We start from the raw sequence: 18,839 nt of genomic DNA, 5'->3' as shown, positions 1-18,839 counted from the left end.
CCGCTATCCCCTTGTTTCAATCCGGCTTGCAAAAGTTCGAAATGTTCCGAGGGTCAGGCGCTCGCGGCTTCGCTCTCGCCATGGGCGGCCGGGACGGCAAAGCCTTCCTCGTTGTATTGCTTCAACTTGTTGCGCAGCGTGCGGATCGAGATACCGAGGATATTTGCCGCATGCGTGCGGTTGCCGAGGCAATGGCTGAGCGTATCGATGATGAGATCGCGCTCAACCGCCGCAACGGTGCGGCCGACCAGCGCTGTCGTCCCGGCCGCAGCGACCGCCGCCGCCTTGGCGACAGCACTGTCGGTCGGGCTGCTGGCGGCGATCATGCCGGCGCCGACGGTGGGCAGCCCGCGTCCGCCGGTCAGGAGGATGGCGTCCTTCTGGATGATCGGTCCCTGCGCCAGCAGCACGGCGCGATGCATCGTGTTCTCCAATTCGCGCACATTGCCGCGCCACTCATGGGCCCGCAACATGTCCATCACGTCCGGATCGATGGAGTCGATATGGACGCCGTTGGCGGCGGCGTATTTGTGGATGAAATGTTCGGCCAGCAGTGCAATGTCGCCCGGCCGCTCGCGCAGCGGCGGCAGTTCCAGCGACATGACATTGAGGCGGAAATAGAGATCCTCGCGGAACGTGCCTTTGCGCACTTCCTCCTGCATGTCGCGGTTCGATGTCGCGATGAGGCGGATATCCACCTTCACCGGCTGCGAGCCGCCGACGCGGTCGATCACCCGCTCCTGGACCGCGCGCAGGAGCTTGGCCTGCAGGCGCGGATGCATTTCGCTGATTTCATCAAGTAGCAACGTGCCGCCCGTCGCTTCCTCGAACTTGCCGATGCGGCGTGCGATGGCGCCGGTGAAGGCGCCTTTCTCATGGCCGAACAGCTCGGATTCCAGCAGGTTTTCCGGGATCGCCGCGCAATTGACCGAGACGAAGGACTTGGTGGCGCGCTTGGAATGGGCGTGAATATATCGCGCCATCACTTCTTTGCCGGTGCCGCTCTCGCCGGTCACCAGGATGCTGGCATCGGATGGCGCCACCTGATCGGCCAGTTTCAAGGTCGACTTCATGATCGGATCGTTGAAGATGAAGGCCGAGCTTTCCTCGGTGACGGCCGCGAGCACCGCGGCGATCAACTCGGCATCCGGCGGCAGGGGGATGTATTCCTTGGCGCCCGCCTTGATGGCGCGAACGGCGATCTCGGCGGACGTGCCGATGCCGCACGCGACGACCGGGATGCTAATCCGCTCGCGCTTCAGGCTGTCGATCATCTGGGTGATGTCGAGGCTGACATCGAACATGATCAATTCTGCGCCCTGGCCGTTGCGCAAGGCGTTCATCGCCTGATCGACATCATTGACATGGGCCACCTTGGCACCGCGGCTCAGCGCGATCTTGCCGGCAGCGGCGATGTGTCCATCAAGGGACCCGACGATCAGAAGTCGCATCGGTTAGTCTCCGTTAATCGAAATATTTGACGCGTTGGTTGGCCGGCAGGATGGTGTTCAGCACCAGCTCCAACCGCCGCGGATTTTCCTGGCGCGCAATCGACAGCGTGCCAAGGATGAAGATCTGGTTGATCAGCAACTCGATCGCCGAATTGCGCTCCAGCTTGCTGGCGATCGGCAGAAAGAAGACGTTGGCGAGAACCGCGCCGTAGAATGTTGTGAGCAACGCCACCGCCATGGCCGGGCCGATGCCCTCAGGCTGGTTCAGCGACCCCAGCATCTGCACCAGGCCGATCAGCGTGCCAATGAGGCCCATCGCCGGCGACACCTCGGCCGCACGCCGCAGGATGCCGGTTGAGCGCTGGTGGCGCTGCGCCATGGCGTGGGTCTCGAAGGTGAGGTTGCGCTCCACTTCCTCGATCGGCATGCCGTCGACCAGCATGGTCATGCCGCGCAGCAGGAAGGGCTCGTTCTTCAGGCTGTAGAGCTCGTTCTGCATGGCGAGCAACCCGCGGCGGCGGGCCCGCTCTGCCAGCTGCAGCACCTTGGCCGCCGCCTCGTTCGGCGTATGGCCGATCGAGAACAGCGTTCGGAACATCAGCGGCTGGGCCTGCATGATCTCGGTCATGGAATAGGAGACCGTGGTGATCGCAAACGTGCCGCAAACCACGATCAGGACCGAAGGGACATCGACGAAAGCCAGCCAATTGCCGCCGAGGAAGATCGCGATGACAATAAGTGCCAGCGCACCGATCAGGCCCAGAGCCGTCGCCATGTCGAAGCCATGGCGTGCTGGTTCGAGGCGCAAGGGCAGGTCACTCTTGGCCGTGAAGCTCTGGATCGGATCGTTGGCGGTATCGGACATGTGTCTGTTCCTGGCTCTCTGAGTGCCGTTATCAACCGCGATCGGATTTGATGATTTCCGTCATCGTGACACCCAGGCGATCTTCCACGACAACGACTTCACCGCGGGCGACCAGTCGGTTGTTGACGTAGATGTCGACGGCTTCGCCCACCTTGCGGTCAAGTTCGACAACGGCGCCGCGGCCGAGCTTGAGCAATTGGCTCACCTGCATTGTGGCACGCCCGAGCACCGCCGACACCTGGACCGGCACGTCATAGACGGCATCCAGCTCCTTCGCGTTGGTCGGCACGCGACTGGCATCGGTGGCAACGTCGGTGCCGCCTTGCTCTTCGAATTCCTGCAGCTGCAGGTTCTCCTCGTCACCCATTTCCCGCTCCTTGGTCAGTCGCCAGCTTGTGTGCTGCCGACAGTGTCGCCAGGCATGTCGGATGCCGGCTCCGTGGTTGTTTCATCAGCGACTGTGACCGCTTCGATACCCTGTGTGGTCAAGCAACGGTCGAGGGCTGCCGAGACATCGCGCCAGATCGCCTCGCCATTGCGCTCCAGGCCGCCATCGGCCCATTCGATCTGGCAGCTGGCCGGCTGCAATGCTGCATCGGCGATCAGATTGACGCGCCCTTCGAAATGCTTCTCGGCGGCGAGTTCGGCGATTTTCGCCTGCAATGCCGGCAGCAGATCGGCGGGTACGCGGATATTAAGGCGCTTTTCCCGGCGCTGGTCGATCAGGCAACGTTCGATGATGGCCTCGACTTCGACCAGGCCACCGCGTTGCGTGAATTCCGGCAGCATCTTGCGCATCATGGCCATTGCCAGACCTGCGGCCTCGCCCAGGATGACGCTGCGATCCTGCGCCAGGGCCGCCGTCATGGTGGCAATCTGGCTGCCGATATTGCCAAGGACATTGGCGATCTGCGCTTCGATCTGCGCCTGGGCGTCGGCTTTGCCTTTGGCTTGCCCGTCCTTCAGCGCTTTCGCCTTGGCTTCGGCGACGGCCGCAGCAAGTTCGGCCTCGCTGAAGGTCGGCTCCGGCGGCGGGGGAGGCGGCGGCGGCGGCGGCGGTTCAGCCGGCGCCTCAACCTTCTTGCGCACGACGTTTCGCGCCGGCATTTCGTTGCCGGCATCGAAATCGTTGTCGAAGAGGAATTTGCGCACGGGCTTCAAACCGGGTTTCTCCTGTTTCATCCGTCAGATCAATAAATCAGTTCGTCTTCGCCCTTGCTGTCGGCAAGGATCAGTTCGCCCTTTGCCGCCAACTCCTTTGCCAGATTGACCATCGACATCTGCGCTTCCTCGACGTCCTTCAGGCGGACCGGGCCCATCGCCGCCATGTCCTCCTTCAGCATCTTCGAGGCGCGTTCGGACATGTTGGACAGGAACAGGTCGCGGATCGTCTCCGATGCACCCTTGAGGGCGACCGGCAGCTTGGTCTTGTCGACGCCGCGCATCAGGGTCTGGACGCCGCCCGGGTCGAGCTTGCCGAGATCCTCGAAGGTGAACATCAGCGATTTCACCTTCTCGGCAGAATCGCGGTTGCGTTCTTCGAGGGCGGTGATGAAGCGTTGTTCGGTGGCGCGGTCCAGGTTGTTGAAGATTTCGGCGATCAATTCGTGTGCGTCGCGCTTCGACGAGCGGGCGAGGTTCGAGAGGAACTCGTTGCGCAGGGTGCGCTCGACATCGTCGATGACATCCTTCTGGATCGATTCCATGCGCAACATGCGCATCACCACTTCCATGGCGAAGGCTTCCGGCAGCAGCGCGACCACGCGCGAGGCGTGATCGGATTTGATCTTGGAGAGGACGACCGCAACCGTCTGCGGGTACTCGTTCTTCAAATAGTTGGCGAGCACGCTCTCGTTAACGTTCGAAAGCTTGTCCCACATCGTGCGGCCGGCAGGACCACGGATTTCCTCCATGATCTGGTCGACCTTCGACTTGTCGAGCACCTTCATCAGCAGGCGCTCGGTGGATTCGAAGGTGCCGGTCAACGAGCCGGTCGAGGAGATGCCGTCGGCGAATTCGACGAACAGGCGCTCGACCACCGTGGCGCTCACCGTGCCGAGATTGGCCATGGTCTGCGAAATCTCACGGATCTCGTCGTCATGCATCATGGCAAAAAGCTTCGAGGCGCTTTCCTCGCCCACCGACATGAGGAGGAGGGCGGCCTTTTGCGCACCGGTCAGCGACCTATAATCATCTTTTGTGCGCATCTTTAGGCTTCCTGATACATCCACTGACGCATGATATTCACCGCCTGTTCGGGATGCTGTTCAACCAGTTCGGCAATGCGCTTCAAGGACGAGGCGCGGACCCTGCCTTCGACCTGGTTGATGTCGATCATCTGCTCGATCTCGTTGGCGATGTTGGTGATTTCGCCCATCGAGGTCGGTTGGCCACTGGTCAATGCCGCCAGATCGCTGGGGGCACCGGGCAAAGCGAGTGCCGCAGCGGCGCCCGGCGGCAGTGCCGCGCCACCCGGACCGGCGATGGCGAATTGCTCAGGGGCGGCACCCGGAATGGCCAGGAGGCGGTTGAGCAGCGGACGCACGACCAGCAGCAGCACCAGAACAGCGACAAGCGACAGCACGACAAGTTCGGCAATCCGCATCAAGTCGGGCTTCTCTAGGCCAAGAACGCTGAAGCCCTGTTCGGTGACCTCGGGTGCGGCGAACTGCATGTTGATCACTTCGACCACATCGCCGCGCGGGGCGCTGAAGCCGACCGCCGATTTCACCAGCGTCGAGATCTGGTCGAGTTCGGCCTGGGGGCGGGCGGCATAGGTCTGTGTGCCGTCGGCGGCCGTGGTATAGGTGCCATCGACGAGGACCGCGACCGACAGCTTCTTCACGTCGCCGCTGTGTTTGACCTCGGTCTGGGTCTTCTTGGAAATTTCATAATTGACCGTTTCTTCGGTCCGCTGCGTGTTGCTGTTGCTGGTGTCGCCACCGGCATTCGCCGCCGCCGGGGGGTTCGGTACGTTGTTGGCGACCGAAACGTTGTTGTTGGAGCTCTTTTCCTGGCTCTGCTCGTTCTCGTCTACCGTTTGCGTCGAACGCACGACCTGACCGTCGGGATCGAAGCTCTCGGTATTGGTGGTGAGCTGGTTGAAGTCGAGCTCGGCATTCACTTCGGCGCGCACTTTGCCGGCGCCCAGTGTCTGGGCCAGCAAATCCTCGACTGCCTGCGTCAGGCGCAACTCATATCCGCGGCGCATTTCATCAGCGTTGGCGCTGCTGAGCTCATCTTCCGAGCCACCGCGGGCGAGGAGGTGCCCCTTGTCGTCGATGACCGAGACATTGGCTGTCTTCATGCCGGGAACGGAAGAGGCCACGAGGTGCTGGATGGCCGCGACCTGTTCCTTCTCCAGCTGGCCCTGCAGCGTCACAACAACCGAGGCCGTGGGTTCGGCCTTGTCGCGAGAGAACAACTCGCGCTTGGGCATCACCAGATGGACGCGGGCACCCTTGACTTGGCGCAACGCTCGGATCGTGCGGCCCAATTCGCCCTCAAGGGCGCGTAACTGATTGATCTGCTGGACGAAATTTGTTGTTCCTAGGGCATCGGCGCGATCAAAGATCTCGTATCCGATGGTGCCGCCATTGGGCAGGCCTTCGCCCGCCATGGCGAGGCGGATGCGGCCCACCTGATCGTCCGGCACATATATCTGAGAGCCGTCGCCCTTCACCTCGAACGGGACCTGGGTCTCCTCCAGTTTGGCGGCGATGGCGGCGGAATCGGTGGAATCCAGTCCGCCATAAAGGAGCGCCATGCCTGGCGTGGTGAGACGGCTGCCGATAAAGAAGAAGAAGGCGATTAACGCAAGGCCGACTGCGGCAAGGCTGGCAAGTCGCACAGGCCCCAGATTGCGCAACATCTGCGTAAAAGAGTTCACGTTCGCCACTCGCTCCAGATAGGCAGCTTTTGCCGACTCGGCCGCACTAATTCGTCTAAAATTTTATATACTAAAATTTTCGACGAATTGCTTGGGTTTGGTCCGGAAACTGCTGCGCGGATCAGGGGAGTGTAGGAGCGAGGGTTTAAAGAGAAGTTAATGGCGGTAAAAATTGCCTAGGGATGGAGAAAAACTTGCCCATCTAGCACATTGATATGGTTAATATATCTTCAGTAATCCACAGGCATTAAGGAATATTACCCGAAGCCATCACGATCGTGGGGATTCATCCTCAGGCTCGACCCGATCGATAGTTCGGTAGTCCTGAATTCGGGTCGTGCGGAGGCCGCGCAGGCCATGGCGATCGATGGCCCGCTGCCAAGATAGGAATTCTTCCACAGAGAGTGAGTAGCGTTTGCAGGCTTCTTCGATGCTGATCAGCCCGGCACGAACGCCCGCGACCACCTCCGCCTTGCGACGGATGACCCAGCGCCGCGTGCCCGGCGGGGGCAGATCATCAATGCTCTTCGGCGGAGCGTCGCCGATATTGCCTTGCATGGGTCGTATATCTGCCATGGCCATTCTGGGCATCCTCTGCAGGATTTCCCGTGATTCCGATCTTCGTTCGGACCATTCATACGCCAAGGCCATTTAAGAAAGTCCTAAACTGGTTACTGACAGAGCTGCCGAGCCACCGCCGTAAACGACTAAAATGTCTTTAAATACAGCTGCTTCGACTAGGCGTCGTCAGTCAGGCTCGCGGCCGCGGTTTTCGTAATATGCTGCACCTTGTCGAGCGGCACGCGGATGGTGCCGACATTCAGATAGACCGTGCCATCTTCGATATCGGCTGAATCGACCACACCGTAGCTGGTGACATCGGCGGTGTATTTCTTGCCGGCGGCGTCCTCATAGCTCACGGCAACGGTGTATTCGCCATCCGCTAACTGATTGCCGAAGACATCGGTGCCATCCCACTGGGCCGGATGAATACCAGCGCGCGGATCGGCGTCGGTGATCATGACGACCTGGTTATTCTTATCGCGAATGGTCATCGTCGCCTTGGTGGCGGCTTGGTCGATTGTGTAATCGAAGCGGGCGGCCTTGTTCTTCAGCATGACCTTGTCGCTATCGATGGCGACACTGGTGCCGATGAAGGCCACGGCCGAATAGGCGTTGGTCGAGGACTGCAGATTGATCAGTTTTTCCAGGTTCTTGTTCGACTGGATCTGCTGTTCGACGGTCGAGAAGGCGACCAATTGCTGCGTGAACTGGGCGGTATCCATCGGCGACAGCGGATCCTGGTTGCGCAACTGTGTGGTCAGCAAGGTCAGGAAGTTGTCGTAATTGTCCGACAGGTTGGCGGTCGCGTCCTTTGTGGTCGACGTGGCATTGGCAGCCGCAGCGGCGTTCCGCTCTGCGAGGGTCTGGCTGATGCTGGGAATGTCTGCCACGTTTGTCTCCACCTAATCTCGTCTAAACCTGCACATCGACCCAGCCATCGGCTGTATCGACGATTGCGGCCGCCACGGCCCCGGGCGCGTCCTCGGCGCCATCGCTGCCGGCGCCGCGTGCCGACCCGTTTGGCCCGCTTCCGCTGCCGGAACCGAACTCACGGGCAAAGGCTTCCGGGTCACCCCCTTGCAAACTGAAGGAAAGGTCGCCGGGACCGGCTTTCAGACCAGCCTCTTGCAAGGCCCGTTCCAACGCCTTCATGTCGCGCTGCAGCAGCTCGAGGGTCGCCGGGCGCTCGACCGTTACTGAGGCCTGGACGTTGTTTTCCTCGTCAATCTTGAGCTTCAGGTGGATGCGGCCGAGCTCGGCCGGTGACAGCTGCAGGGTGATATTGCCGCCGCCATCCTTCAATGACCGCTGAATGCTGAGCGCCACCTGCTCATGGGCCGGCAAATTTTGCAGGTGCTGGCGCAAATTGGCGACGAAATCGCCACGGCGGATGGCCGATCCCTGCGCGAGGTGGACGTTCCAGCCGGGCAGGCCGGCTGCATTACCAAGGCCGGTATCGAAACCGAGCGGGGCCACGCCACTCGCCGCTGATGCCGTACCCTGGGTGGCCGTGCTGGCAGCATGGGCCTCGGTCGCGGCGACTGCGGCCGCCGCCTGGTGAACTGTCGTGGCCTGAGCCCCGGTGGCCCCCGCGCCATTGCCCTGATTGCGGCGCGCATTGGCGTTGTTACGGCGAAAAGACGACCCTGCGTCTTCGAGCTGCTGCTCGTTGCGGCCGGTGATCGCGTTGGCCTGGCTTTCTGCTTCGGCCGCCATGTCATCGGCCGTATCGGTCAAGGCGAGGGTGGCCGAGAAGGTGATGCCCTGCTTGGCCGGTGCATCGCCAGTATCCTTTTCCGACTTGTCCAGATCGGCTTCAATTCCGTCACTGGCTGGTTCGGCGGTCGTGGCTGCCCCCTCCGGCAGGGCGGAAGTGGCGGTTGCGACCGCAGCTGCAGCAATCTCCTCGGGCGAGGCCTCGCTCTCGGCAACCTTGCCAGCGGGCTCGGCCGATCCGGCAGCGGCCGGCGCGACTGCCGCGGGCTCAAGCTCAGTGGTTGCCGGCATTTCCTCGGGGAGGGGCATCGGCGCAGCGCTGGAAATAACGGGCGTATCGGATTGCGTGGTGTCCTGGTCGGAATCCCCGGTGCCGCACTCGTCGCCGCCAATCATGGCGTCCCGATCCTCTTCCGTCACCTCGGTCTCGGTGACCGGATCGACGCCGCCATCGGTACCAACCTCGAGGGCATCCGCCGGCTGAGCTTCGCCGCCGTTCTGGCTTTGCACCGCGCGCCCCTGATGGACGACGTGTTCGGAGCGATCCTGCGGCCCGCGGCCGGGATTGACCGAGGCATCGTCCACGCTCCAGCGCGAGCGCGACTGACTGTTATCCACCCGGTGATCAATGTGGCTGCTGGCCCCGCTATGCGCGTCGAACTGCGATGTCGTGTAGTCGTCGAAGCGCCGTCGCGGCGTGTAGGTCTCCGTGGGCTTCACCTGCGACTGACCGATGCCGAAAGAACCCATCTTCTGAGTTGTGGCACCAAGCAGCATGTCGGCAAAGGCGCTGCCGCTCCCGCCATTCGCGGATTTGACCTGGGTGTTCTTGCTGGCCAGCGCAAAAGCGAGATCGATCCGATTTGTTTCCATTTCCAATCCTTCAGGCCAGAAAGTTCACGAGCGAGATCTGACTGGTCGTGCCCATCACCGCAAAGATTGCCTGCAACTGGGTTTGGGCCACATCCAGCTTTGCCGCGACCTCGTTCTTGTCGACACCCTCGATTTGTTCGGTGCCGTCGGTATAAAGATTGATCGACGTCTGGTGCGACAATGAGGTCGCCGTAATGACGGCGTCGTTCACGGTATTGTCGGCGTGCAGTGCGCGAATACCGGTAAGTGCATCGTTTGCCAGTTGCCGAGCGACATCGATCTTTTCCTGGTAGTGATCGAGGTCGTTCACGGCGGATTGGGCATAGCGCAATGCCAGCTGCAGCTTCTGGAACGCGGCCTCGTTGGCCGAGAACGTGCTGCGCAGCGTCAATTGGTCTGCAACTGTGATCTTACCGCGCTGCCAGGCATTGGCTGAATCGTTCGGCTCCTGGTGCTCGTTGTAGATGGGGGCGACCGGATCCGTGACCACGGTGGGCTGGACCACCTTCAGCGCAGTGTCGAGGACGACGCCTGGCGTATTCGACGTCAGCGTGAAGCTGCCGGTGCCGGTTGCGCCGGCATTGGCTGTTACCGACATGGCCGGGACGGCCGCGTTGACCAGCGCCACCAGATTGATGGCGATCGCGTCCATGTCGCGTTCGGCGCCGGTCGTCAGATAGCGCACGGTGCGGCCACCGACAGTCAATTCATAAGCGTCCCCCTTGCGACCGACGGGGCCGGAGAGGCTCACCGTATCGATCTGCGGCAACGGACCGGCCGGAATGTTGGCGATTGTGGTGGCCGTCGATGGCGCCGCGGTCACCTGCCCGACATCTGTCGTGAGGACCGCGGTATAGGTAAAGGCGGTGCCGGGCGTGTCGGAGCTGAGGACCAGTTTGCTGCCCTTGATGGCTGCCGTGACACCGAGGCCGGCGGCATTGATCAGGCCCGCAAATTTCTGGGCCACCGATTGCGCATCATCGACCGAGGTCGTTGTCACGGTGAACGGGCCGCCGGCGACTGGGGCGGTAAAGTTCATGGTATAGACGTCGCCGGCATCGCCGAACGGGCCGGGGAAGGTCACTTCGTCTTTCTGGGCGACCGGTACGACGGTGCGCTGGGTCGTGGCGATGGTCGGTTGGCTTTGCACGCCGCCATGAGATTCGAAGGCGGTCGTCGAGCTCAACTGAATCCGGCCGTTGCCTGGCGCGGTGACAGTGACCGTGAATGGCGGCTGGTACGAGTTGATCTTGTCGACCAGCTTGGTGACGATATCGTCAAGGCTCTTTTCGTCGCCCGTGGTCTGGTACGAGATGGTCACCGGTAACGTGTTGTTCGGCGGATCCATGATCGTCACGCTGAAGATCTCGTTGATTGTGCCGACCGGACCTGAAAGCTGCAGGGTATCGACCTGGGACGCGCCGATCGGGACATTGGGCTGCACGGTTGCAACGGTTGCCGGTGTCGGATCGGTACCCGTGATGACCGCGCTGAAGGCAGTGCCGGGGGTCGTCGCCGTGATGGTCAGTCCATTGGCGTCGACATCGCTGACCGTGACGACGCCTGTCAGGGGCACCGACCCGTTGATGGCGGTCCGCAACTGGTCGGCCAGTTCCTGGGCAGTCAACGGGCCGGTGAAGGTGAAGGCCTGGGCGTTGATGGTGAAGGTCTCGGTCTGCAGCGCACCGAGATAGTCGGTTGAAACGCGCACCTTCTGTACCGTCGTCCCTGTTGCCAATTGCTGTACGGTCGAGGACGTGATGGCGTTGGCACTGCCGCTCGGATCCGGGAGCTTGTGAAGATCGACCACCGGCAGCTTGTCATTGGCCGTCAAGCCACCGAAAAGAAACCGATCATTGATCTGTTCATTCAGCAGCGATTGCAGCTGGCTGAGGGAGCTGTCGATCTGCCCGACGATGGGGGAGACCTTGCCCTGCTGGAGCTGCGTGGTCGTCACCTTGTTCTCGGCACCACCGGCGACATTGGTGACGCTTGCCGTAACGTTGTAGGTGGCGCCGACTTCGATCGACGTAATCGTAATCTCGCCACTGACGGCCTTCGCCTTTACGCGCATGCCCGGTTCGGCATTGATTTGGTTGGCAAGGTTCCCTGCGATGTCGTCGAGGCTGCCTTCGATCCCGCCGGTCACATAGGAAAACAGCTTGCCGTCGACCGTTACCTTGTAGATGTCGCCCACGTCGCTGATATCGCCCTCGAGGACGATCTTGTCCTTCTGCGCTACGGGTGGGTCGCTCAACGGGCTAAGGAAGGCGCTGTACATGTTGCTCGTCAGCTTCTCCATGCTGTTGAAGACGTTGTCATAGGCCTTGATGTCCGGGGTGACGGCCTTGATCGCATCGAGATAGCCTTCGCGACGCTGAATATCGGCCCGCAGATCCAGAAGGCGCGAACCCTGGACGCCATATGTCGTCAGGTCGAGCGACTTCTTGCCGGTATTGAGCTGCTGGGTCAGCTGCGCCAGCGAAACCTGCAGGTTCTTTACCCCTGAGATATTGCTGAGGTAGTTGGCGTAGGAGCTATAGGCGTTGAGGCTCATGATATTCTCCTTGGCCGCTACCGGCTAACTGCGGCTTGCAGTGTGTCGAACAGCTGCTGCACGACCGTCAACAGGCGTGCCGAGGCAGCGTAGGCATTCTGCAGGACCTGGAGATTGGCGAGCTCTTCATCCAGATTGACGCCGACATCCGCCTGATAACGCTGTTCGGTTTGCTTAAGGCTTTCGGAATCGAACTTGGCCTGGTCGGCGATGCTCTTGGCATTGGCGACCGACGTGCCGACGATGTTGATCATCATCCCCTTGTAGGAGACGCCGCTGACGGTGAGCCCCGCCGCCACAAAGGTCCGGTCCGTGCTGTTGAGGGCCGTCACGACATCGGAGGCCGAGTTCTTCTTCAACTGCTGCGTGCCGTCGAGCAGGGATTCATTGACTGCGAAAGTAAAGCGGTCCGAGCCGATGAAGAAGCCACTCTTCAGTTCCGGCGGCTCCCCGTTGGCAAGCGTCTTGACGGAATAAGGGGTGTCGTTTGCCGTTCCGGAAAGCTGGATCGCACCGGCACCGGCGACGGCGGTGACGCCGAGCGTCGTATCGCCATTGATAAGACCCGCAAGCTTTCCAGCGATTGCATCCAACGTTGCGTCGTTGGCCTGGGCCGTATAGCTGAAGGTCCGGCCGTTGATATCAATCTCGAACACGTCACCTGGGCGCAGGTCACCGGTGAGGCCGACCGTCGTATATTGCGGAGACGCGGGCTGGGCGGCGACGGTGGTCTGGAAGCTCATCACCACCCGCAGCGATTGACCCGCGGCATCATAGGCCGAACTGAAGGTCGACCCGGTTGTTGATGTCATCGCCTTGGCGACCTGGTCGAGCTGGGAGCGGAGCTTGCGCAGCACCTCAGTCGCCGGATCGGTGCTGACCGGCACGGCCTTGGAGCTGTTGTCCAGCCGAAAATCGACAAGGGCGCGGATTTTTCCTTCCCGGAAGAGGCTTTCGATCGGCGTCTTCGGATCTTCGGCACGGAAAATGTTGGTCCCGTCGAAGGTGAAATTTGAGGGCGGACCGTCAACCAGGCTGAGGCCGGCGGGCGTAAACAATGCGATCGCGCCATTCTCCCGCTCGACCGTTCGCACATCGACATATTGGGCGACCTGGCGCACCAGATTGTCGCGTTGATCGATGAGGTCGGCGCGCTCGGCGCCGTTCTCGCTTGCCGAACGTAAGCGGACATTGAGCTCGAAGACTTGTTCCAGCAGGCCATTGAGGGCGTCGACTGATTGGGTCGTCTCGTCCTTGACTTCGCTGTCGAGGGAGTCGATGCCGGCTGCCACGCGATTGACCTCTTCGGTCAATTGCTGGCCATAGCGGATGACCGCTGTCTGCGCCGATTTCGACTCAGGCGTTGCCTGCAATGTCTGCCAGGCGGCCGTGAACTGCGACAGCAGGCTAGGGAGTGCCGCCTGGTCGGTGCTGGTGCCCAGCAGCTGCTGCACGCGCGACATCAGTTCGTTCTGAGCGCCGCTGGTACCGCTGCCGGCGATCAGGGTTTCCATCTGCTTGCGCAGGTTTTCGCTGACCGCGGTGGAATAGCCGGCGACGGCGACGCTGCCGACCTGGGAGTCACCCAGCACGATGGATTCGCGATTGAGCGTCTTCTTGGTGTAGTTCGGGTCGTTCACATGCGCGATGTTCGCGGACAGCACCGAGATGCTGGCCTGATTGACCCGAAGACTGGCGACGGCTGCGTTGAGGGCGCCTGTCAGCGACATGACTGCCTATCCCACTTCACTATTCAGCTTAACGCTTGATGTTGATGATATCCTGCAGCATCTCGTCGGCCGTGGTGATGACGCGGGTGTTGGCCGAGTAGGATCGCTGCGTGACGATCATCTTCGAGAATTCCTCGGCGATATCGACGTTCGAGCCTTCGACTGCAGAGCCACGCAACGTACCGGCGCCGTTTTCGCCCGCTCCCGACATGCGTGCTGAGCCACTGTCGAAGGTTTCGGTGAAGGCCTGGCCGCTTTCACGCTTCAAGGTATTGGCGTCGTAGAACTGGGCGATCGGCACCTTGAAGAAGATGCGGCTGCGGCCGTTGTCGTAGTTGAGCTCGACGTCGCCATTGTCGCGGATATTGAGATCCTTGAAGATGCCTTGCGGCACGCCGTCCTGGGTGAAGCGGCGGACGTCGATGGTGTTGCCGGAGAACTGCGTGACACCTTCGGTCGTCTGGAACTTGCCGAGGTTCAGCTCGATCGTCTGCGGACCGACACCGTAATCGACCTGGAAAGTTATAACGGCGTCGGCGCCAGAGTTCTGTGCCGTCGGGGTGACCGCATTGCCATTGATATTGTAGGCATTGCTGATGCCCACCAACTGACCGGCAGTTGCTGCCGTGGCGCCGAACTGGACGTCAATGAACGAGTTGGTCGACCCGTTCGATGCGGCGACCGTCGAGGTGAACGGTGTACCGGCATTGATCGCGGTCAGCTGGACGGTGCTGCCGAGCGCCGTTGCGGTGACGCCGAGCGACGAATTGGCATTTATCAGCGCCGCGATGCCAATGGCAACGTCATTGAGGCTCGTCTCGGTCCCATTGGCGATATAGGAAATCGTCTGCGAGCCGACATTGATGGTGTAGGTATCGCCGATTTCACCGGGGCCGACGGTGCCGGAGAGGGTGACGGTATCGACCTGCGCCGTCGGCAGACCGTTCGCCACCGTATTGACGGACGAAGCGCCGGTCGCGGTGCCGAGCGTCAGGGCGCCGACTGTCAGCGTATCCGACACGGCATTGGTGAAGGTGCCCTGCGCCGCGTCAGCGTTGATCAGAAGCGTATTCGTAGCGCCTGGCGATGCGGTGACCTGAGCGTTCACGGTCACATTGGCGTTGATGAGGGCAATGAGGCCGTCGCGCGCTGTCTGCGCGGTTTCGACACCAACGGCGGTATAGGTGATGAGCGTGCCGTTGATGGTGACGCTGATCGTGTCGCCGGCGGCAAGGCCGGTATTTGGGATCGTCACGGTATCTGTTTGGCCCGAACCGCTGCCGCCAAGGGTCAGCGAGAAGGGGGTGCCGCCGACATCCGCCGAGACGTCGAAGGTTGTGGCGGTGAGGTTGCCGGCTGTCACCTGGGCGGAAAGCCCGGGATTGCCGTTGATGGCGGCGATGAGCGCAGAGCCGACTGTGGACTGTGTGTAGCCGCCGACTGGCGCCGTGACAGTGACAGAATTCGAGCCGATCGTGAACGTCAATGACTGGCCGAAAGCCAATCCATCAGAGGGCAGGGTGATGGTATCGACCTGCGAGACCGCGGGCACGTTCGCCGTCGTGTTGGCGACTGCCATCGCCTGGTCGTTGACGCCGACCAGCGTACCCGAAACCGGGTCCAGCGTGCTATCGGCTGCCACGATATCGAGCTTCCACAGGTTGTCAGCGCGCTTGGCCCAGACCAATGACACGGTGTGGGGGTTGCCCAGGGCGTCATAGACCTTGATATTGGTCGGTGCCAGGGCGGGCGTCGGGTTGACTTTGGAAGATGCCGGCAGGTTGCCGACGAATTCGAGTTCGCTCGTCGGGGTCGGCTCGTCGATTGTCTGGGTGATGCGGATCGGCGCCAGTGTCGAGGTATCGGCGACACCGGTTTGCTCATCAACCGCCCAGCCGTTCAGGTAATAACCACCGTTGTTGACGAGATATCCGTCGCGATTGACTTCGAAATCGCCAGCGCGGGTGTAATAGGGCAGGTCGTTGAACAGCGTCTGGTTCGCCGTCTGTGATTCCGGGCGGCTGACGACGAAGAACCCCTGGCCACTGATTGCCATATTGGTGAGGGTCTGCGTCTGGTTGACGTTGCCCTGCAGAGAATTGGCATACGAAGGCGAGGCGACGACACCGCCCGGCTGATGCAGATTGGCATTCGAAACGGTGATCAGCGTTTCGAAGCGCGTATCCACCTTTTTGTAGCCGGTGGTCTGTGAGTTCGCGATGTTGTCTGAGATATGGCCGAGGGATTTCGACTGGGCGTTTACACCGCTGACCGCCGTAAACATTGCCCCGAGAATACTCATTTAGGCCTCGCCAGGTTCGAGAGAGTTTTGGTTTTCACTCCTAAAGCAAGTCTTGGGCCAACCTGCGGCGCCCCATTTCTACAATACAATTCAAATGCTTATGGACATGGGCCGGCACTCTAGGCAGAAATGGCGTCACCTTTTCTGCAGGGGCGCGGTAGCATCTGCCGCGTGCCGGAGTGGGCGGGAAGAGCGGGAGCAAGCATGGCCAACAGGCGTGTTTTGGTGACGGGTGGCGCGGGCTTCATCGGCTCGGCGCTGTGTCGCCATCTGATGAAGAGCGGCGGCTATGAGGTGCTCAATCTCGACAAGCTGACCTATGCGGCCGACCTCGCAGCCCTGGCTGACGTCGCCGCGCAGCCGAATTACGCCCTCGAAGTCGCCGATATCTGTGCGCGTGAGAAATTGGGTGAGATCTTCGCCAGGTTCCGTCCGGAGTGGGTCTTCCATCTCGCGGCGGAAACGCATGTCGATCGCTCAATCGACAGCCCGGATGCGTTCATCGAGACCAATGTTGTCGGCACACAGCGCCTGTTGGGGGCCGCCCTGGACTACTGGCGCAGCCTTGGCGCCGATGTCAGAACTGCCTTCCGCTTCATCCATGTATCGACCGACGAAGTCTATGGGACGCTGGGCGCCGCCGGCAGCTTTACCGAAGAAAGCCCCTACCGGCCGAATTCACCATACGCGGCAAGCAAGGCGTCTGCCGATCATCTGGCGCGGGCCTGGCAAGTGACCTATGGCCTGCCCGTCATTGTCAGCAATTGTTCCAATAACTACGGGCCTTACCAGTTTCCCGAAAAGCTGATCCCGCACATGATCATCCGGGCCCTCAAAGGCGAAAACCTGCCCGTCTACGGCACGGGCGAGAACGTGCGGGACTGGCTCTTTGTCGATGACCATGTCACCGCGTTGCTGGCGATCGCGCAAAAGGGCCGGCTCGGCGAGAAGTACAATGTCGGTGGCCATGGCGAGCGCCGAAACATCGACGTCGTGCGCACGATCTGCGGACATCTCGACCGCTTGCGGCCAAGAGCCCGCGGCAGCTATGCCGATCTCATCACCTTCGTCACCGATCGCCCCGGCCACGATCTGCGCTACGCCATCGATCCCGGCAAGACGGAACGCGAAATCGGCTGGCGCCAGACGACGGATCTCGATTCCGGCCTTGCCCAAACCATCGCCTGGTATGTCGCGAACGAGGCATGGTGGCAGGCAAAACTCGCCGGCGGCTACCGCGCGGAACGCCTCGGCGCCGGTGCTATTCGCTGACCTTGCCTTTGAGGTCGAAGAACAGAATGTCGCGCTGCTTGTTGGGGCCTTTCACCGGCTCGACACCATGAAAGCAGGCCTTGGTCTTCGGAAAAGAGGCCACGACATTCGGCGCATAAGGCACCGACATGACGTGATCGAAATCCTCAAACTCCAGATGCGGTCCGCCTTCACTGGTGAAGCTGCGATCCTTGGGCAGATAGAGTGCCGTGCCGAGCTCGGACGATGAATCGTCACCCGGTAGGTAAAACAGCATGGAAACCAGCTTCGCCACAGCGTCCGTATGCGGCCCCAAAGAATATGTTTCAAGATCACGCATAAGAAACGTCTCGTGCCACACTTTGAGACCGCGATTGGCTCCATCGGTTTTAAAGCGCTGTTCGATCCAGGGGCGAAAGCGGTCGAACACGCAGGCTGCGAATTCACCGTCGCCTAGCGTGTTGAAGACGTTGCGCCAGAAATCGCGTTGTGCCGGCGTGATATGGGCTTTGTCGAGATCGGATGGGAACAACGCCAGGCGCGCCCGTGAATAACCGGTGCCAACGCGCTTTGTGTCAACCAACGCGATGTAACCCTCGTTCGGCGGCAGGTTGCGCCGCAATTCCTGGTAAAATCCGTCCGGGAAGACGTCCTTCACGTAGATGTGCGGGAACGGAAAGTTGCGAACCTGGCAGTTGGCGATCTGATAGATCAGATGAAATTTAACGTCGGAAAACATACTCGCCCACTCCAGTGAAAGCGCCTTCGGTACGTGCGGCCTTAGCGACTTGCGCCGGATCGCACTGAAAACCAAGACCTGCCAGGATATCGATGATCTCGCGATGCTCGGCAAGATGGGGGTTGATCTCAATGATCAACGACCGCACGTCAGGCTTGCGCAAAGTCTCCATGCCGCCGGCGATGACCTTGTGTTCGAACCCGTCGACATCGAGCTTGACGTAGTGAGGAACCGGCATCACGCCATCCGCCACGAGTTGGTCGATGCGCGCGGAGAAACAGCCCTGGATGAAGGGGGACTCGCGTTGCTCCAGCTTGAAATCCACCGACTGGTCAAAGCTATGGCAAGAGCCGCCAATCGTGAACTGCGAAAGATGGATCATGCTGAACTTGGCTTCGTCGGACAGCGCGCAGCAGAAGGCGCTGACCCGATCCGAGATGTTGTTGCCCACCAAGTTGCGGCACAGCAGGCCGTAATTCTGCGATTCCGGTTCGAAGGCGAAAACGCGAGCGTCGCGCATGACGGCGGCAAAGACCGTATACATGCCGACATTCGCTCCAACATCAAGGAGGACCGCGCCGGGCTCGATCGATTCAAGCCACTCGATGGTGCATGGTTCTTTCGTGAAAAGGGTCTGGACGCGCCACAACGGCGTCTTCCCCGGCAGGGCGTAGCGCAGCTTCCTACCTCGGTAAGGAACGGCAATGACCGGCATGCCAGCCTCGTACTTCTTGACGGCATCCATGACACGCGGATCAATCTGCATATGCTGTGCCTTCGGCTCCGTATCGGCTCGCATCGGGAACATTTTCCGCTCCAACGGTAGGTGGCCATTAATGAAATGTCCAGGAATGTTGAGCAGAATCCGTGCCAATCGCGGCGTTAAGCCGCCATTCGAGACG

At 60.9% G+C, this 18,839-nt stretch carries 15 protein-coding genes; 1 reads left to right on the top strand and 14 read right to left on the bottom strand.

From position 1 onward, the window contains the following. Nucleotides 1-53: 53 nt before the first annotated feature. From flbD to SMD31_RS01410, 12 genes are all read right to left on the bottom strand, one after another. Entirely contained in the window at nucleotides 54-1,451 is a 1,398-nt protein-coding gene (gene flbD / locus SMD31_RS01465) for a sigma-54-dependent transcriptional regulator FlbD (protein ID WP_320498837.1), read from the bottom strand. Nucleotides 1,452-1,464: 13 nt separating this feature from the next. Continuing rightward, nucleotides 1,465-2,316: a motility protein A gene (locus tag SMD31_RS01460; RefSeq protein ID WP_320498836.1), complete on the bottom strand. Its 852-nt coding sequence runs from the start codon at nucleotides 2,314-2,316 to the stop codon at nucleotides 1,465-1,467. 31 nt (nucleotides 2,317-2,347) lie between these two features. Beyond that, nucleotides 2,348-2,683 carry a flagellar motor switch protein FliN gene (gene fliN, locus SMD31_RS01455; protein ID WP_320498835.1) on the bottom strand — a complete coding sequence of 112 codons (336 nt, stop codon included), beginning with the start codon at nucleotides 2,681-2,683 and terminating at the stop codon, nucleotides 2,348-2,350. 14 nt (nucleotides 2,684-2,697) lie between these two features. Continuing rightward, a complete protein-coding gene (locus SMD31_RS01450) occupies nucleotides 2,698-3,498 on the bottom strand; it encodes a FliH/SctL family protein (RefSeq protein ID WP_320498834.1) in 801 nt (266 codons plus the stop codon). Between the two features lie 8 nt (nucleotides 3,499-3,506). Further along, nucleotides 3,507-4,523, bottom strand: a complete 1,017-nt coding sequence (fliG, locus tag SMD31_RS01445; protein WP_320498833.1) for a flagellar motor switch protein FliG — start codon at nucleotides 4,521-4,523, stop codon at nucleotides 3,507-3,509. 2 nt (nucleotides 4,524-4,525) lie between these two features. Beyond that, nucleotides 4,526-6,205, bottom strand: coding sequence for a flagellar basal-body MS-ring/collar protein FliF (gene fliF / locus SMD31_RS01440; protein ID WP_320498832.1), 1,680 nt, complete (start codon nucleotides 6,203-6,205; stop codon nucleotides 4,526-4,528). 270 nt (nucleotides 6,206-6,475) lie between these two features. After that, the gene (gene sciP, locus SMD31_RS01435) at nucleotides 6,476-6,787 is read right to left on the bottom strand and encodes a CtrA inhibitor SciP (RefSeq protein WP_456077522.1); all 312 of its coding nucleotides are present in this window, start codon (nucleotides 6,785-6,787) and stop codon (nucleotides 6,476-6,478) included. Between the two features lie 155 nt (nucleotides 6,788-6,942). Further along, nucleotides 6,943-7,659, bottom strand: a complete 717-nt coding sequence (locus tag SMD31_RS01430) for a flagellar hook assembly protein FlgD (protein ID WP_320498831.1) — start codon at nucleotides 7,657-7,659, stop codon at nucleotides 6,943-6,945. A 22-nt stretch (nucleotides 7,660-7,681) separates the two neighbouring features. Beyond that, the gene (locus SMD31_RS01425) at nucleotides 7,682-9,358 is read right to left on the bottom strand and encodes a flagellar hook-length control protein FliK (RefSeq protein ID WP_320498829.1); all 1,677 of its coding nucleotides are present in this window, start codon (nucleotides 9,356-9,358) and stop codon (nucleotides 7,682-7,684) included. Nucleotides 9,359-9,368: 10 nt separating this feature from the next. Then, nucleotides 9,369-11,915: a hypothetical protein gene (locus SMD31_RS01420; RefSeq protein WP_320498827.1), complete on the bottom strand. Its 2,547-nt coding sequence runs from the start codon at nucleotides 11,913-11,915 to the stop codon at nucleotides 9,369-9,371. 17 nt (nucleotides 11,916-11,932) lie between these two features. After that, nucleotides 11,933-13,645, bottom strand: coding sequence for a flagellar hook-associated protein FlgK (flgK, locus tag SMD31_RS01415; RefSeq protein WP_320498826.1), 1,713 nt, complete (start codon nucleotides 13,643-13,645; stop codon nucleotides 11,933-11,935). Between the two features lie 28 nt (nucleotides 13,646-13,673). Further along, entirely contained in the window at nucleotides 13,674-15,947 is a 2,274-nt protein-coding gene (locus SMD31_RS01410) for a flagellar hook-basal body complex protein (protein WP_320498825.1), read from the bottom strand. A gap of 204 nt (nucleotides 15,948-16,151) precedes the next feature. Between SMD31_RS01410 and rfbB the strand changes: the two genes are divergently transcribed. Next, the gene (rfbB, locus tag SMD31_RS01405) at nucleotides 16,152-17,219 is read left to right on the top strand and encodes a dTDP-glucose 4,6-dehydratase (protein ID WP_320498824.1); all 1,068 of its coding nucleotides are present in this window, start codon (nucleotides 16,152-16,154) and stop codon (nucleotides 17,217-17,219) included. Here the strand turns inward: rfbB and SMD31_RS01400 are convergent. Beyond that, nucleotides 17,209-17,937 (bottom strand): hypothetical protein, encoded by a 729-nt coding sequence (locus tag SMD31_RS01400; protein ID WP_320498823.1) that lies wholly within the window; start codon nucleotides 17,935-17,937, stop codon nucleotides 17,209-17,211. The genes rfbB and SMD31_RS01400 overlap by 11 nt on opposite strands. Next, nucleotides 17,921-18,745 (bottom strand): FkbM family methyltransferase, encoded by an 825-nt coding sequence (locus SMD31_RS01395; RefSeq protein ID WP_320498822.1) that lies wholly within the window; start codon nucleotides 18,743-18,745, stop codon nucleotides 17,921-17,923. Before SMD31_RS01395 ends, SMD31_RS01400 begins: the two co-directional genes overlap by 17 nt. Nucleotides 18,746-18,839: the final 94 nt, after the last annotated feature.

The organism is Dongia rigui (genome assembly GCF_034044635.1).
Taxonomy (GTDB): Bacteria; Pseudomonadota; Alphaproteobacteria; order Dongiales; family Dongiaceae; genus Dongia; species Dongia rigui.
The sequence above is the reverse complement of the archived record's forward strand: the minus strand, read 5'-3'. Positions and strand labels throughout refer to the sequence as shown.